The sequence below is a fragment of the Nostoc sp. FACHB-280 genome, assembly GCF_014697615.1.
Taxonomy (GTDB): domain Bacteria; phylum Cyanobacteriota; class Cyanobacteriia; order Cyanobacteriales; family Nostocaceae; genus Nostoc_B.
This window is the reverse complement of record NZ_JACJSD010000006.1, coordinates 151,517-167,406: the sequence shown is the minus strand read 5'-3', so window position 1 is coordinate 167,406 and position 15,890 is coordinate 151,517. Positions and strand designations below refer to the sequence as shown.

The following is a 15,890-nucleotide window of genomic DNA, read 5'->3' as shown; positions in this document are numbered from 1 at the left end:
CGCAGAGTAGGAGAGTTTTGATAATAATGAATCTGCTATACTTCATTGTGATGTTTGTAGTATTTTTCTAGCCATTCATCAATTAATCCATTCATGTTATTGATTACGTTTGGAGTCAGAGAAATATTCTGGGTGGTTTGCGACCATTGCGCTAAGGTGATGAGTGATTCAGATTTAAATTTTTGGAGTCGGCGCACCACAGTTGGCTGGGATATTCCTAGCTGGAGAGAAATTTGTTTTTGGGTGAGTTCTTCGCCGTAGTACATTTTCAGTAGCTCTTGCCTTTGTGCATCAAGATTGGTGATGCTATTGCTTAACAGAGAATTTATCTCTATCCAGAGAGATTTACGGATTTGTGCTTCTTCCTCATCTAGTAGTTTTGTTAAGGGAGTAGCATCACCACTGGGTAAGATATCTTGCAATGTATTGTCTTCGTTGAATACCGACGCATCTAAAGAAGTAGTGGGTGGATCTGTATAAGCCCGAATAGCTTTGATACAAGCTTCCAACCATTTTTGAATAGTTTTAGCATCTGATGATGGTAGTTGCTGAATTCGTTCTTGATTGTAAAGTTGGGCGATCGCTTCCCATACAATCAAATCAGGGGCGGTAAGCTGGCGGTTCCCCTTGGGTTTTGTGGGCGCATAAATCACCTTGAAGCATTCCCAAGCAAAAATATAAGGCGCAATTTCTGTGGCGGATAACCCACGCTGTACTAAAGCTTTATGAAGCAGTTTTTGACTACTGTGTAACAATAACGACCAATCACTTCTAATACTTGCTTCTTCTAGCCCTTCTTTAAGTAGCCCATCTTTGATGAGATTACAGAACACCCGATAAGCAAAGGCTTCTAAATTAGGTTGTCGCTGGGGGTCAAATCCTGTGAATACCTTATCAATATATGCGATCGCTATTTGAAAATAGTCCGCTAAAGTATACTGTGGCAAGGTAAATCGCGGTTTGACTTTTGTAGCCGCTTTGTAACCAACTTCTTGTAAGTACGCATACAAATGACCCCTCGCCAGACTTTTTGGCTGATTTTGCCAAACCTCATGCCAGTATAATGCCCAATCAGATGTGGAACGTTCTGCGGCAGAATGCTGACTGAGGTAATTACTCATATTGCGATAGAGCTTGCTATCCGTGACCCATGTTGTGGAACCGCCTGATGAAAATTGTAGAAAGCTCGAAAAAATCTCAACAATTTCTTGACGAGGGTGCATGAATTGACTTGTTTAACTCTATTTTTATGATTTACAAATTATCTTTACATAATATTTAAGAATGAAGGGTAAATACCTACGAATATTTTCAGAATTCCCACAGTATATCCACATAGTTAAAGTTTTCTGGAGTCAGCGATGAATAACCGCAAGTTAAAACCACAACACAGAAGATTGATGTATGCGATCGCTACTTTCATGATTCCTCTGTATACTGTGGCAAGCACAACAAATAGTTATGCCAATGTCCCAGAAAAAGCAGAACTGTACCAAATTTTAGGCAATCATGAACTGTCAATTCGGCGTGGTTCTAACTATGGCCCTGCTGTTGTTGGTAGTTTTTTACAAAAAGTATATGATACTTTATTTCTTCCCGGTAATGGTAAATCTTTCGCTCAATTACGCTTTCAAAATGCGGCGGGAAAGGATATGGGACTACAACTCCAAGCCAGTACAAAAAATAAACAATTAACACTTTATTACTTACCTTGTACAGCTAAACAAGGCGATTCTTTACTCATAGAATGGGCAAATCAAGGTAGTGGTAAACGTGCTTGTGAATATGGAGTGCGTGTACAGCGAGGTGTTCGGAATCAAAATAAATTTATCAATAAAAATTTATCTAATTTTGAGCCTGCTAAACAGTTATTTATAGCCCAAAGTTCTGGTACTAAATTGCAATATTGTAGTGTTGCTGCCGCCGATGGTCGCGGCTGGAGTGGTGTTTCAGCCAGTGAACCTTGTGACGAACCAATACAACAATGTCAGACAAGTGGTGGTAAGGAATGTGCAGCGATTACTAGAGATGAGTGGAGTCTCAGAAATGAAAATTTAATTGCCACAGTCAACTGTGCCAACAATCAATCTTTCAGTGAAAAAAGTAGTGGTTCTGGGATGAAAGATGTAGTAACCAAACTTTGGGAACAATCTCAAAATCAAAAAGCTAAATTTTGTGCGCTGCATGTAATTAATTCTGAGCAAGATGAAGTGATTGTTGCTCCGAAAGTTCCAGATAGAAATTTGTTTCAAACTCGCAATACAGCGAATGGAATTCAAGTAGATGTAATAGCTGGAATCGCCAGTGTAATCTCAGCTAAAAATCCCCAAGGTGTTACTCTCAAACCAGGACAAAGATATAACTATAACGGAGAAAATCAAGAAGATAAAATAGAAACTTTTGATAATCAAGTTGAATCAATTGAATTACAAGTTTATCAAGCTGAAGCCAGAGGGTTAAAACTCTGCGACCAAGAACAGGTGAGTGGTGGTCAACAAGGTGATAGTCGAGAAATTCAACTTACTGCCAATGAAGGTCAAATTAATATTAGTTATGAAATGTATAACGTTCCTGATAGATTAAAAGTCAGCTATGAAGGACAAACTCTCATTGATACAGATTTTGTCTCAGGTAGTAATAAAGTATCTGCAAAGTTTAAAGGTAATTCTGGGCGAGTTAAGGTAGAAGTCATAGGTAATAAAGATATATCAACCACTGAGTGGAAATATACACTTTATTGTCCACAATAAAATAGTTTCTCGCACTGAAGTGTGGAGATACAAAAACCTAGAATATTCTAACACCAACTATAGCCTTTTATTTCCTACTGAGATACCAATTCATCTGCGTTTATCTGTCTTGAAAAGTTTGCTCAAGTCGGCAGATCCGCCCATGCAACTTTTCGCTGCGTGCATCTGCGGTTATTTTTTTCTAGTACATCACTAAAGTAATAAATGCTATATATAAGCAGATAAATACTGTAGAGACGTTGTATATAACGTCTCTACAACAACTAATAAATAGCACCTTCATCAAAAAGTGGTTTAGTTTTTGTAGTCAAGATTTAGAATGGCTGGCTGTTATTTTCTAGAATGGGATGCGGAAAATGCGCCCACCACCAGTACTTTCTTTAATTACTAAAGTTAGATTTTGTGAACCTTGACTATTCCAAGTTTGCCCTAATACTTGCACTTCACCTTTAATTGTTCCCTTGGCTGGAACTTGTGCTTGAGCAGATGAAAATCTAGTTTTCAATTTTTTGCCACTTTCTGTTACTACTTCAGCATATAAAGGCACAAATGCAAAGGGGCGATCGCTGCGATTTTCCACAATAAAATTAATCGTGAAGTTTCGAGCACTTTCCACTTTACCACCATCGATGCGAATTTCTACATTATCTCTGGTTTGAACGGCTGCGATCGCTACTGCACCGCGTGTCGGTTTACTTCCAGTATTAAGATTACCTTTGGGGGGTTTTTCATCTGGCTGAGTTCCAGGATTTGTTGTCGCAATACTCGGAGTTACCCCTTGAATTAAATCCTGAATTTCTTTATGTTTTTTCACCCCTTCAAAAGCATAACGATTATAGTTATTACTTTTAATTAAATTGGCTCTCCCAGACTTGGGTTGATAAATTAACACTAAAAAATGGCTCAAATGATTGATATAACAAGGTTTCGCTAATATAAAAACAATGATTTAATAAAAATTTACTTTATTACTCCTGAATCCCAGACTATGTAAGGATTTAACCTGATATTAAGTATTAATTTGCTATAGCTAGTCTAGGAGAGCCATTAAATTTTCTAAATATGTAACTCGCTCTGCGGGAGCCGGATGAGTAGATTGCCAAGAAGTTTCTGATTTTCCGCCAGATTTAGCATTTAAGGTTGCCATCAAATTCCGCAACCCATCCGCAGCATAGCCAGCCTTAGTTAACACTCTCGTACCTAAAATATCTGCTTGGCGTTCATTTTCTCGGCTATGTTCTTTACCTACCATTTCTTGTAACATATCCGGCATAGGAATGACATTACTTAAACTACTAATAAACTTACCTTGAGCAACACGTTGAAAACCATGAGACAGCACAGCATGAGCGAGTTCATGACTTAATAAACCTGCCAATTCTGCTTCCGAATTCGCCGCTAAAATTGCCCCCGTATTTACGAAAACTTTTCCCCCAGGTAAGGCAAAAGCATTAATTGAACTGTCTTGAATAACGTAGTATTCATAATCAAACTTACGCCCCATCAAAGGCTCTAGTCTACCGCCAATTCCCCGCACATAACTGAGAACTTGGGGGTCTTCTAATAACTTACCTTCTTGTTGATATTGTTTAACTAATTTATCAGCAACTTCTTTGCCAAAAGCAGATTCACCTTGCAAAAGCATAGATACTGTTTCAAAACCGGAAACCCCAGCTTGCCAATCTTTTGTACTAAATGCTTTTACACCACCTACAACTGCACTAAAAATACCTTGAAATCGTAAATCATCATTCAGCTTGGCGTGATGACGTTGGAGATTTTTTTCTGCTAGTTTTTCAAACTCTGGCGCTTCTGGATAATCAACATAAATTGTGGCAAATTGTCTGGCTGCAATAGAAGCTTCTAAAAACTTTTGTTCTTTTTCTAAAGCTTTAATTTTTGCTTTGAGTAATTCTGGCTCATCAGGATATAATTCTACTGCTCTTTCGAGAACTTCTAGGGCATTTTTTGGCTGTCCATCTTTAGCACTATTTTTACAAGCTTCTGGCTTATTCTGGCAAGCTTCAGCTAACAGTAAATGACCTTTAATAAATTCTGGATAATTACTTAGTAATAGTTGCAGAGGTAAAAAAATCTTGCTGTCTAAATTTTGTTGTAAACCTTCATTGGCATTTCGCCAGTATACTTGACCATCACCCGGAAGTTTTTCAACTTCATAAATAGCAGTACGTCTTCTATCACTAGCTGCAAACTCAGATTTTACTTTGCGGTAAAGATTTTCTGCTGCTTGCAGTTGTCCTTTTTGATAGAGTTCATCAGCTTCTGCAAAGGTTTGAAAGCGGCTGATATCTGAGGAATTTTGCGCCAGCTTGACATTTGTAATTTGCGCTTGGCGATGTGCGTCGGTTCCTGACTCAGCATGAACCTTGAAATTGCTTCCTAGTAAATAACTACCAGTGGTCACGCCTAAAATCAAACTCAATTTTACAGCTTGAGCAACTGGAAATGCTCTAGTCATAGAATTTGCCTTCAATTCATCTGAATAACATTACTGCGTGATTTTACGGTTTATTCATTGCCTGACTAGGATTTACGCAGAAAGATTTTCTGTTGAGACTGGGTGTAGGGGAATCAGGGTACAGGGGTGTTTACAATCTGGAAACTTGAGGCACAACATTATCAAATCATTGTTGACCCCAGATTAGCGATTATGCTGGAAGATAACTACGTTATTTTATGATTTTAATCTGCCCAAATCATTAAAAGTTTACAAATTAAGATAAATTTCAGTTTCAATCTTGTAAGTATTCGTTAAACAGCATTTGTTTGTGCCACTCAAGTTTGCCAAAATTGATTTGATGAATTGCTATCGCAATTCTAGTTTGCAGCAAATTCTGTGATTGTCAAACAATTACTGGGATGGAACTTTGGGATATTACTGTCATAGATATTAATAACTTTATGAAACAAGTTATTTGAGCATTAAAAAACTTTGGGAGATTACTGTAACAAATAGTAATGATTTTATGAAAATGATAAGTGCTGTGAAGCCCCAAAAATTCATCAAAAATTAGATAGCGATCGCGTTAGTTTGTTTTGGGAGTTGGGCAGTATAAAATACCGAAAAACTAATTTGGTATATCTTATGTTCAAAGATAAATTACTTCAACGTTATGTTGGTGCGATCGCAGCTTTAGCTATGATTAGTTTGCTGAGTTCATGGACTGGATTATCATATCCCCATGACATTTCTAATTCTTGGGACGGCTTTTTGTGGGGAATGGCAGATCCAGTATTAGTCTTGGCTGAGTTTGTGAGTATCTTAGCCATCGGTTTACTCGCCACAAAAACCCAGTATGTTAACTGGATAAGTATTACGCTGATATCAGCCAATATTTTCGGCACAATCATTACTCTCTGGCAAATCAATTTACCAGTTTCAGAAGTTGCGATCGCAATTGTGAGTGTTGCTTTTGGTATGGTATTGGTTACAGCCAAACAGCCTAAGCTGTTCACACTGCTGTTACTAACAGCGATCGCAGGTTTGTTTCACGGTTATTTTAATAGTGAATCGATTATTGGGGCAGGAACAATACCTTCAGTAATGTATATTGTCGGTGCGGCTTTGACGCAGTATGCAGTGGTAAAGAGTGTCAGCCAAATTGCTACTCAGGTAAATCAAGCAGATTTATCTAGTATTTTGTCTAGAAAAGTTAGTCTGTTAGGCTTTGCTATCTGCGCTCTTGGTTTTGTCTCGTTGACTATTGGACTTAACTAATTGATTTAAAAAGCCCCAACTTTGCCAAATATGACGTAGAAAGTCTTGGTGATCAACAACAAATCATACAATGGATGCCATTTCTCTTGGTAACGTAAGTCTAAATCAACTATTTGTTCAAAATCTTTGACGTGAGAACGACCATTAACTTGCCATTCACCAGTCAAACCGGGTTTGACATTCAAACGTTGCCAATGGCGTTGATTATACTTAGCTACTTCATCCGCTGTAGGTGGACGGGTTCCTACCAAACTCATCTCACCTACCAGCACATTCCAAAATTGTGGCAACTCATCTAAGCTGGTACTGCGTAAAAAACGACCAACTTTCGTAACTCGAAAATCATGCTGATTCTTAAAGATTAATCCATCAGCTTCATTGTGAACAAGAGACTTGAGTCTTTCGGCATCATCAACCATTGAACGGAATTTACGGAGTTTAAAAGGTTGTCCTTGCAATCCGTAACGTTCCTGAGTAAAGAAAATTGGGCCTGGACTATCGAGTTTAATGGCGATCGCTATCGGTATAAACACAATACCCAAAATTATTAAACCCACTAAACTCCCGACAATATCTAAACAACGTTTGAATTTAGAATCTACGGAAGAGTGTGGTGTATCTAATTTCCAAGCTCTGTCAGTAGGAACTTGACAAAGACTTTGCAATTGTGTTTGGTACATTGTCTAGCCAATTGTAATTAACCAGGGTAAATTCACGTAAATTTACTCACGAATATAAACTTTGTCCTTTGCTACCTAGGACTTTCTTAAGGTATATTTACTTAATCTTCATCAATCAGACTAAATTGATGAAATTTTGTAAAATTTGCGTAAACTTTTTTAGATATCTTTCCGGAGAATACTTAAGTACAAATATTATGTATAAAAAAATGCCGCAATATCAAAATTAACTACTAATTGATTCATTTAACTTTCTGGCTAAACTGAAGTAACTAAGAAAAATCACTAAGTAGTAAGGACAATACATCCCTACAAAATGATTTGTTCAGACTAACTTCAGATGGCGCTCTTTTATATCTGGGCTGATATCAGAGATTATCCACAAGGACATAAGTAAAAAAAGACACTAAGGCTAGAGTTCAGGACTAATAATTTTATGATGGGATGGTGGAAATATGATTTCAGGTGGAATCGAAGTTAAAGTTAGTCGCTTAGAATCTATTGTTGAACAGATTGGCGAAGCAGTTCTTACTACTACAGAAACAATTGAAAGCCTCGCTGAAAGATTAGATTATCTGAGTTTACAAGTTGAGGCTCAAGGCAGGCAGTTACAACAGCAAGGCAATCAAATTTTTGCTTTGTGTGATACTCTGCAAAACTTAGCGCAGTCTCAAGATTATACTGTGCAGAAACTCACCCAACTCACCCAAACTCTAGACAGGTTAACATCTTTGATGCAAAGGTTGGATAAAGAAGGAGTCAACAGTAAATATTGATAGCAGGAGGCAGAAGAATTTTGGATTTGGAATTGGTTGGTGACATTCAAACAATTTTGGAGACAAATGAATTTTTTGACTTCCCCAGCCTCCTGCTTATCATCTGTCTTCGTAAGTTAAACGATATTAGTTCCTGATTTGCCTATACTTTTAACTGAGTAATGGCGATATTGCCAGAAAAACAAACATCCACATCACTGCCAGGAGTGCGATCGCGCTTCCCATATTCCCCTACATAATAAAGTTCATTGCCATCTACACGATAATTAATCGGCAAAGCTTTATTACAGGGTTGACAAAATACCATTTTGGGATCTGGTTCTCCTGGCTGTAAGTGGGGTAAATTCACATTCCAAAAGCATCCGGGTTCGAGAGGTCGTTGAATTAAATCAGCCAAAACCTCAGATGTTAATCTTGCTGCTAATTCCCAGTCAAAATTTTGCTTGGCTTTGCGATAGTGAGAAATAGCAATTCCCGGAATCCCATTCATAGCTGCTTCTCGCACAGCAGCTACAGTCCCAGAAATATAAACATCGACACCCAGATTTCCACCTGCATTGATGCCAGATAAGACAAGCTTGGTATCTTGACAAATTTGCGATATTGCTACTCTCACACAATCAGCCGGAGTCCCAGCGATCGCATATTCCTGCTCGGAACGCTGTTGAATATTAATAGAACGGGTTGTAGTAACTTGATGTCCACAACCTGATTGATGATCTTTCGGCGCAGCAATAATCACATTTTCACTGTTCACAGCCCGCAGCAACGCTTTAATTCCTGGCGCATCAATACCATCGTCGTTAGTCAAGATTATCGTCATTTATCAGCCTAATGAATTGGAATAGTAATCGTAAACTCTGAACCCTTTCCTGGTACAGAATATACATCCAATTTACCTTGATGTTTTTCGACAATAATTTGATGGGCAATTGATAACCCTAAACCTGTACCTTGACCAACGGCTTTAGTCGTAAATAAATGCTCAAATATTTTTTGCTGGATTTCAGCAGACATACCCACGCCATTATCTTTAATCCGAATTAAAACATCCTGTTTATCTTCACTCAGAGAAGTTGTAATCCAAATTCTATTGGGATGCTGCTCAATTTCACTATAGCTCCGCCCTATATTCGACTCTTCTAAAGCATCAATGGCATTAGTTAAAATGTTCATAAATACCTGATTCAACTGACCGCTAAAGCAAGTTACAGAAGGTAAACTACCATAATGTTTAATCACTTCAATTTCTGGGCGGATTTTGGAAGCTTTCAAGCGGTGCTTAAGAATCATAATTGTACTATCTATCCCATTATGAATATTGCAGAAGACTTTCCGGTCTTGATCAGAGCGCGAAAAATTCCGCAGACTAGTACTGATGTTGCGAATACGTTGAACTCCCTCTTTCATCGAAGTAATTAAGTTAGGTAGATCAGAGCGCATATAGTCTAAGTCTGTCTCCGCAATTTCGGCTTGAATAGCAGGCACAGGTTCAGGATAGTTTTGCTGATAAAGGTCAATTATCTTCATTAAGTTATTAAAATAATTGGTAGTATGAGCAAGATTGCCATGAATACAACTCACAGGATTATTAATTTCGTGAGCAATACCTGTTACTAACTGACCTAAAGCCGACATTTTTTCTTTCTGGATTAATTGCAGTTGATATGCTTGTAAATCTTTTAAGGCTTGAGACAGTTCGGCGGTTCTTTCTGCTACTCTTTGCTCTAAAGTTTTAGTTAAATAACGCAGTTGTAAGTGGGTTCTAATTCTCGCTAATACTTCTTCTTTTTGACATGGTTTAGTAATATAATCTACTGCCCCTAAACTTAGCCCTTTGACTTTAGTTTCTGTATCAGAAATTCCAGTCATAAAAATTACTGGGATATCTTGAGTCACGGGGTCTGTCTTTAATTTTTGACAAGTTTCCAATCCATCAATACCAGGCATCATTACATCTAGTAAAATTAAATCTGGTAATTTCTCTTGAATTTGCTGAAGCGCCTTTTCACCATTTCTCGCTGTAGTCACACTAAATCCCGCATTGTTCAATGCGTCAGAAATAATTTCTAGATTTGTGACAGTATCATCTACGATTAAAATTAAACTATTTTCTTGTAAATTCAGCATTGGGATGTTTTGGGTTGAGATATTAAAACCAGAATCAGCAAGTTGATAGCGGCTGCAAGTATAAAAAATCTAGAGCGTTTGCAAATACTTGGTCAAATATACGTAGAAAAAATTAAGATAGAGAGAAAGCCGGTAACTACTATCCACTGTTAGTTATTTTTCCCAAAGCAGCAGCAGCTGTTACTATTGCTGTGAAAATTTTCTTCACCAAATCCTGCCTTGATGGCAAATTTGCAACAGCAATAGAAGAATCAGGATTTATAACAATCAATACTGACTTCTCGATTCTGAATTCTAACTATATTATTTCTTTTCCACCCTAATGAATTTCAGTAACTTCCTTGGTAAATGGGAATGGTGATCGCAAATTTCGCACCTTCTCCTGGGGAAGCATCAACTTCTAAAGAGCCTCCGTGTTTTTCCACAATGATTTCCCGTGCGATCGCTAAACCCAAACCAGTACCTTTACCTAGAGGTTTGGTGGTAAAAAACTGCTCAAACATTCTCTGCTGCACATCTACAGACATCCCAACACCATTATCAACAATTTCAATCAACACAGATTTTTGATCACTAGTAACTTTTGTGTTAATCCAAATAGTTGGCGTTTGTTCACTGGTATTGGAATCTTGCTTTTCTATCGCCTCATCAATAGCATCAATTGCATTTGCTAACAGATTCATCAAAACCTGGTTGATTTTGCCTGCATAGCATTCTACTAATGGTAAATCACCAAATTCCTTCACAACCTCAATCGCTGGACGTGCGGCTGTGGCTTTAATCCGACTGCTTAAAATTACCAAAGTACTATCAATACCTTCATGCAAGTCAAAGGGCTGATATTCTGTGTCATCTAAGCGAGAAAATAACCGGAGCGATCGCACAATTTGTTCAATACGTTCAGACCCCTTCTTCATTGAAGATAACAGTTGAGGTAGGTCTTGTTTGAGAAAATCTATTTCTATTTTCTTAGAGAAATTTTTAATTTCTGGAGTTGAACTATTAAGATTTTTTTCATACAATGCTAGTAATTTCAATAAATCATCAATATATCTCTCAGCATGAATTAAATTACCACAAATAAAATTTACAGGATTATTAATTTCATGAGCGATCCCTGCTACTAATTGTCCTAAAGCCGACATTTTTTCTTCCTGCGCTAACTTTAATTGGGTGCGTCGCAGTTCTAAATGAACATTAATTCTTGCTAATACCTCTTCATGTTCAATTGGTTTAGTAATATAGTCTACTGCTCCCAATTGTAATCCCTTAATTTTATTAACTGGCTCCGATAGTGCCGTCATAAATATAATTGGAATGTCTTTGGTTTTTGGGTTTGCTTTTAAAATTCGACAAGTTTCAAACCCATCCATACCTGGCATCATCACATCTAACAAAATTAAATTTGGTATTGCTTCTTCTACTTTCTCTAAGGCGCTTTTACCATTTTTGGCTACAGAGACTCTGTAACCTGCTTGAGTTAATATTTCCAATAAAATTTTGATATTAATTGGAACATCATCAACAACGAGAATCGAATTATTAGGAATATTATTCATTGAAAAATTTATTAAATTGATGTTTATTAATTTAAGTATGGTTTTAGAATTTCCACAATAGCCTCATCTTCAAAATCTTCAATTAATTGAGAAATCTTATTAGTAAAATTTACATATTTATTATCTAGATTTTGAATTCGATTTATTTCTTCTTGAATCCCCATCACATAACCAGCTTTAGCCGCTTGATATAAATTCACCAATTCTGTTGCAGGTGGAAAAATCATTTCCTGATCCACATTGTCAGCCATCTCAGTAGATAACTGGCTACCTTCATAAATCCAATCTAAATTTAAATACAACTTCAGTTGCGCGAATAATTCCTCAGCTTGTACAGGCTTCGGTAGAAAATCATTACATCCTGCTTCTAAACTTTGGATGCGGTTTAACGTAAAAACACTCGCAGAAGAAGCAATAATTACTGTCTCTGCAAATTCTGGTAGATTACGTAAATTTTGTGTCATTTGTACCCCATCCATTATGGGCATTCCTAAGTCAGTAATAATTAAATCTGGTTGATATTTTTGTGCTTTAGTAATACCTTCCTTACCATTTAGAGCTTCAATTACATAAAATCCTATGGGTGTAAGTAAACTTATAATCACAGCACGATTATCTGCAACATCATCTACCACCAAAATAGTTTTTTGATTTCCTTTGTATCTAATGATGTGATTGCTACCTTTGTCAAGATGTGGAACCACAGATGATACACAATCTTTAACTTTTGGTAAATCTAGATCAAACCAAAATTTACTACCTTGACCATAATGGCTTTCTACTTGAATTTGGCTTCCCATCATTCCTACAATTTGACAGCTGATAGCCAGACCCAAGCCTGTTCCTTCTGCCTTTTGATAACTGTCTCCTACCTGTTCAAAAGGTAGAAAAATTTTCTGTAATTCTTCTAAGGATATACCAACTCCAGTATCTTCAACTTGAAATCTGATTGTGCTACATGGATAATCTGTGGTCATGACATCAGTTTCAACGACTTCTACACTGAATTTTACTGCACCATTATCTGTAAACTTGATGGCATTTCCTAACAGGTTCAATAATACTTGGCGTAACCTTTTTTCATCAGCCTTAGTCAAGGTTGGAATTAACTCACTGATGTGGTAACTAAAAATGAGATTTTTTTGCTCTGCTTTAATTCGGCAGATATCATACACACCTACGAGGAACTCATGAAAATTAAATGTATGAGGATATAATTCTAGTTTTTTAGATTCTATTTTGGCAATGTCCAAAATATCATTAATTAACATTAATAAATGAGAACCACAATGATAAATAGTTTTAATGGCATTTTGTTGTGCAGGATTGTCTGTGATATCTCGTTGGAGAATTTGTGCATAGCCAAGAATGCCATTTAAAGGTGTGCGAAGTTCATGACTGATGTTGGCAATAAATTCGCTTTTAGCTTGGTTGGCAGTGTCAGCAGCTTCTTTAGCAGTTTTTAATTCTTTGGTTCTTGATTCAACACGTTCTTCTAGTTCTTGATTAGTATTTTCTAAAGCCATAAAAAAATCATTTAATTGTCCTGCCATTTTATTAAATGATTGAGCCAAAATACTGATTTCTTTGACACCTGATATTTCAACTGTTTGGTCAAGATTTCCAGAAGCGATCGCACTACTTGCTTGTGTTAAATCTAAAATAGGTTGGGTAATCCAACGAGCCGTATATATTCCTAAAACTGTAGCTACAACCAGTGCGCCTACACAAAGCACAATAGTCGTATTATTGTTAGCATCTATTTCTGCCATAAAGTCAGTTTCAGGCACAATCACAATTACTAGCCAATCTAATCCTAATTTATCCTGCCAAGGCGTGACCTTCACAAACTGCCGCTCACCTTGAAGTTTTAATGTAAATTGTTGTGGATTCTGAATTTTTTGAAAACCACCAAACTCTTGCTGTAAATAGTCAGCAATACCTTTGATTAAATGATTTTTACTATTAAATACTGACAGTCTATGGGCTTTACCATAAATCACATTATATGGGTTTTCATTAGTTGAAGAGGCAACAATTAGTCCAGACCTTTCTAAAAGGAATACTTTTCCTTGTTTACCAAATTTTAGATTTTTTAAAAAATCGCTAATCTGCGTTAGTAATAAATCCACACTCAGTACACCTACAATATTCTTAGAGTCATCATAGAGCGGATAACTAGAAGATATGGAGAAAATTTCTGGTTTATCTTCCCATTGGTAAATTTGACTCCACACTGGTCTACCCATTTTGACTGCATCAGCATACCAAGCTTCTACACGCGGATCATAATCTTTAATTGCTGTTAATTGATCACGATTTCCTTGATTATCTGTCGTATATACATAAAGTTTACCTAGGCTATTTTTCTCAGAAACTTCATTAATTAACAGTCCACCATTATCTAAACGTTCAACCCCAATAAATTCACCTTTAGGATTAGCAAAGCTGATATAACCAATCTTAAACACTCGCATTTGTTTCCAGAAATAGCGACTTGCCACTTGATAGTCTTGGAGATTCAATATTCCTAGATTGATGGCTGCTAAATTAATTTGATTAACCTGATGCGGAGTTGCTAAATATGTATTCAGATGCTGTTCCACCAGTCCATTCACTTTGGTAGTCAACTGATCTGCAAGGTTATTAACTGCTTTTTGACCGTTTCTAAATGATAAATAACCTACTAAACTAACTGCGGCAAAAATTTGCAGCACAAAGGGTACAACCAAAATCAGTCGCAAAGGCAACTTTGAAGAAGGCAGAAGACTAAAATGCTTCATAATTTTCTGAATCGTGAGAATTTCCAACTACATACCTATAATTAGGTTGCCCATTCTCTAAGTCTCAGTATCATCAGCTATTACTATCTACTGGCTAATACTTAAGAAATTTTCTACAGACACTGATGAATTTATTAATCAATAATCTTTTTATGTTTAAATATCTTAAAATATATAATTTGACAACCGTAATTATAACGAAATTGATTTTATAAAAATTAAATCTATGCCTGGAGAAGGATTTTATTTTAATTAGGTCAAATGGTGTATCTTTTTTCTTTTAAAAAGTTTAGAATACCGATACCAACCAACTGAAGCAACCTCAATGTTATTGATATAGGAAAAATAAATACTTTGTTTATTTTTTCTTATAAACTCACTTCGGAAAAGTAAACATTGAGTTCAATTTGATAGATGTTGATAACCATCTGATATCAACGCACCAAAGATTAATAATTTCCAAAGTTTCTCATCTTTCGAGTAATAAAAATAGCCTAATAGGCTGCTTAAATTTAGCAAAATAACTTTTGTTAGTCATGTACCTGTTTGTCTCTATGCAAGGTATATGTACAAGAGTTCTTTATGTCTTGCCCTATTTTTTGATTCCCTATTCACTAGAATTCAGTTAAATAGCAGTTTCATAATTAGAACCAGTAACCAAAAGTATGCAGCAAGTTTTGGCATTAATCGAAACCAAAAAGCAAGAGTTTGCTCAATTGCCCTTATTCTCTTTTATGCAAAATCAAAGTATCCACCCCAAAGATAGGCTTTGTTTTGCGCCACTAATTGTGCCTTTGGCTATGGGTTTTGGCGAATTGTGTAACTATGTTTTCCGCGAAGAACCAACGACTAACAAGGTTCAAGCCTTACTTAATCGACACACCTACGAAGAGCATTTTCATTGGCAATGGTTGTTAGAAGATTTAGAAAAGCTTGATCTACATCATTGTTCTAAATTAACTGATGCAATGTTATTTAGCTTTGGTGATGCTACTTTGAAGTCACGCAATGTCTGTTATCAATTACATCATCATAGTTTCCAAGCAGACCCGATTGTGAAATTCGCAGCTATGCAAGTTGCTGAAGCTACAGCGAATGTGTTTTTTAATGTCTCACAGCCAGTAGCTTTAGAACTAAAAGCAATCACAGGTAAAGAATATCGTTATTTTGGGATGTGTCATCTGCACGAAGAAGAACATCACCATATTAATACTCCCAATATTGTGAGTTTCTTTCAACAAATAGAACTAAATGATCAGCAAAGACAGCAAGCTATACTTGCAGTAGAGTCAATTTTTACAGCTTATACAGAAGCTATGAATTCTTTTTTGGAGTTTGCTAAACAACAAATGACAACACAGCAAACTAAAATTCTGCTGGAATCAGTTAACTAGTATCAGGAACTCTGAGTTTAGTTAGAAGTTAAATTTCTTCCATAAAAAAGAGATAGTTACATCATAACTATCTCCTTTT

The 15,890-nt window shown here is 36.5% G+C and carries 12 protein-coding genes; 4 read left to right on the top strand and 8 right to left on the bottom strand.

Annotated elements, in window-relative coordinates; translation table 11 throughout:
* Nucleotides 1-35: 35 nt before the first annotated feature.
* The gene (locus tag H6G75_RS06625; protein WP_190979158.1) at nt 36-1,121 is read right to left on the bottom strand and encodes a sigma-70 family RNA polymerase sigma factor; all 1,086 of its coding nucleotides are present in this window, start codon (nt 1,119-1,121) and stop codon (nt 36-38) included.
* Between the two features lie 240 nt (nt 1,122-1,361).
* Here H6G75_RS06625 and H6G75_RS06620 point away from each other — a divergent pair, with 240 nt between their 5' ends.
* On the top strand, nt 1,362-2,750 hold the full coding sequence (locus tag H6G75_RS06620) for a hypothetical protein (protein ID WP_190979157.1): 1,389 nt from the start codon (nt 1,362-1,364) through the stop codon (nt 2,748-2,750).
* Between the two features lie 337 nt (nt 2,751-3,087).
* On the opposite strand, the gene H6G75_RS06615 is transcribed toward H6G75_RS06620, so the two are convergent.
* Both H6G75_RS06615 and H6G75_RS06610 read right to left on the bottom strand, forming a co-directional pair.
* Entirely contained in the window at nt 3,088-3,642 is a 555-nt protein-coding gene (locus H6G75_RS06615) for a hypothetical protein (RefSeq protein ID WP_190979156.1), read from the bottom strand.
* 138 nt (nt 3,643-3,780) lie between these two features.
* Nucleotides 3,781-5,229 carry a M48 family metallopeptidase gene (locus H6G75_RS06610; RefSeq protein ID WP_190979155.1) on the bottom strand — a complete coding sequence of 483 codons (1,449 nt, stop codon included), beginning with the start codon at nt 5,227-5,229 and terminating at the stop codon, nt 3,781-3,783.
* 627 nt (nt 5,230-5,856) lie between these two features.
* On the opposite strand from H6G75_RS06610, the gene H6G75_RS06605 reads away from it, so the two are divergent.
* Nucleotides 5,857-6,489: a HupE/UreJ family protein gene (locus H6G75_RS06605; protein WP_190979154.1), complete on the top strand. Its 633-nt coding sequence runs from the start codon at nt 5,857-5,859 to the stop codon at nt 6,487-6,489.
* Nucleotides 6,490-6,494: 5 nt separating this feature from the next.
* Here the strand turns inward: H6G75_RS06605 and H6G75_RS06600 are convergent, their stop codons facing one another.
* Nucleotides 6,495-7,169, bottom strand: coding sequence for a sugar transferase (locus H6G75_RS06600; protein WP_190979153.1), 675 nt, complete (start codon nt 7,167-7,169; stop codon nt 6,495-6,497).
* A 455-nt stretch (nt 7,170-7,624) separates the two neighbouring features.
* Between H6G75_RS06600 and H6G75_RS06595 the strand changes: the two genes are divergently transcribed.
* Nucleotides 7,625-7,945 carry a hypothetical protein gene (locus H6G75_RS06595; RefSeq protein ID WP_190979152.1) on the top strand — a complete coding sequence of 107 codons (321 nt, stop codon included), beginning with the start codon at nt 7,625-7,627 and terminating at the stop codon, nt 7,943-7,945.
* A gap of 142 nt (nt 7,946-8,087) precedes the next feature.
* Here H6G75_RS06595 and surE read toward each other — a convergent pair whose 3' ends face one another.
* The 4 genes from surE to H6G75_RS06575 all read right to left on the bottom strand — a co-directional run bounded on the left by surE (nt 8,088) and on the right by H6G75_RS06575 (nt 14,417).
* On the bottom strand, nt 8,088-8,768 hold the full coding sequence (gene surE / locus H6G75_RS06590; RefSeq protein ID WP_190979151.1) for a 5'/3'-nucleotidase SurE: 681 nt from the start codon (nt 8,766-8,768) through the stop codon (nt 8,088-8,090).
* An 8-nt stretch (nt 8,769-8,776) separates the two neighbouring features.
* Complete coding sequence (locus H6G75_RS06585; protein WP_190979150.1) at nt 8,777-10,075, bottom strand: response regulator; 1,299 nt, start codon at nt 10,073-10,075, stop codon at nt 8,777-8,779.
* A gap of 329 nt (nt 10,076-10,404) precedes the next feature.
* Nucleotides 10,405-11,634, bottom strand: coding sequence for a response regulator (locus H6G75_RS06580; protein ID WP_190979149.1), 1,230 nt, complete (start codon nt 11,632-11,634; stop codon nt 10,405-10,407).
* A 26-nt stretch (nt 11,635-11,660) separates the two neighbouring features.
* Complete coding sequence (locus H6G75_RS06575) at nt 11,661-14,417, bottom strand: hybrid sensor histidine kinase/response regulator (RefSeq protein WP_190979148.1); 2,757 nt, start codon at nt 14,415-14,417, stop codon at nt 11,661-11,663.
* A 665-nt stretch (nt 14,418-15,082) separates the two neighbouring features.
* Between H6G75_RS06575 and H6G75_RS06570 the strand changes: the two genes are divergently transcribed.
* Nucleotides 15,083-15,811, top strand: coding sequence for a hypothetical protein (locus H6G75_RS06570; protein ID WP_190979147.1), 729 nt, complete (start codon nt 15,083-15,085; stop codon nt 15,809-15,811).
* The last annotated feature ends 79 nt before the right edge of the window (nt 15,812-15,890 follow it).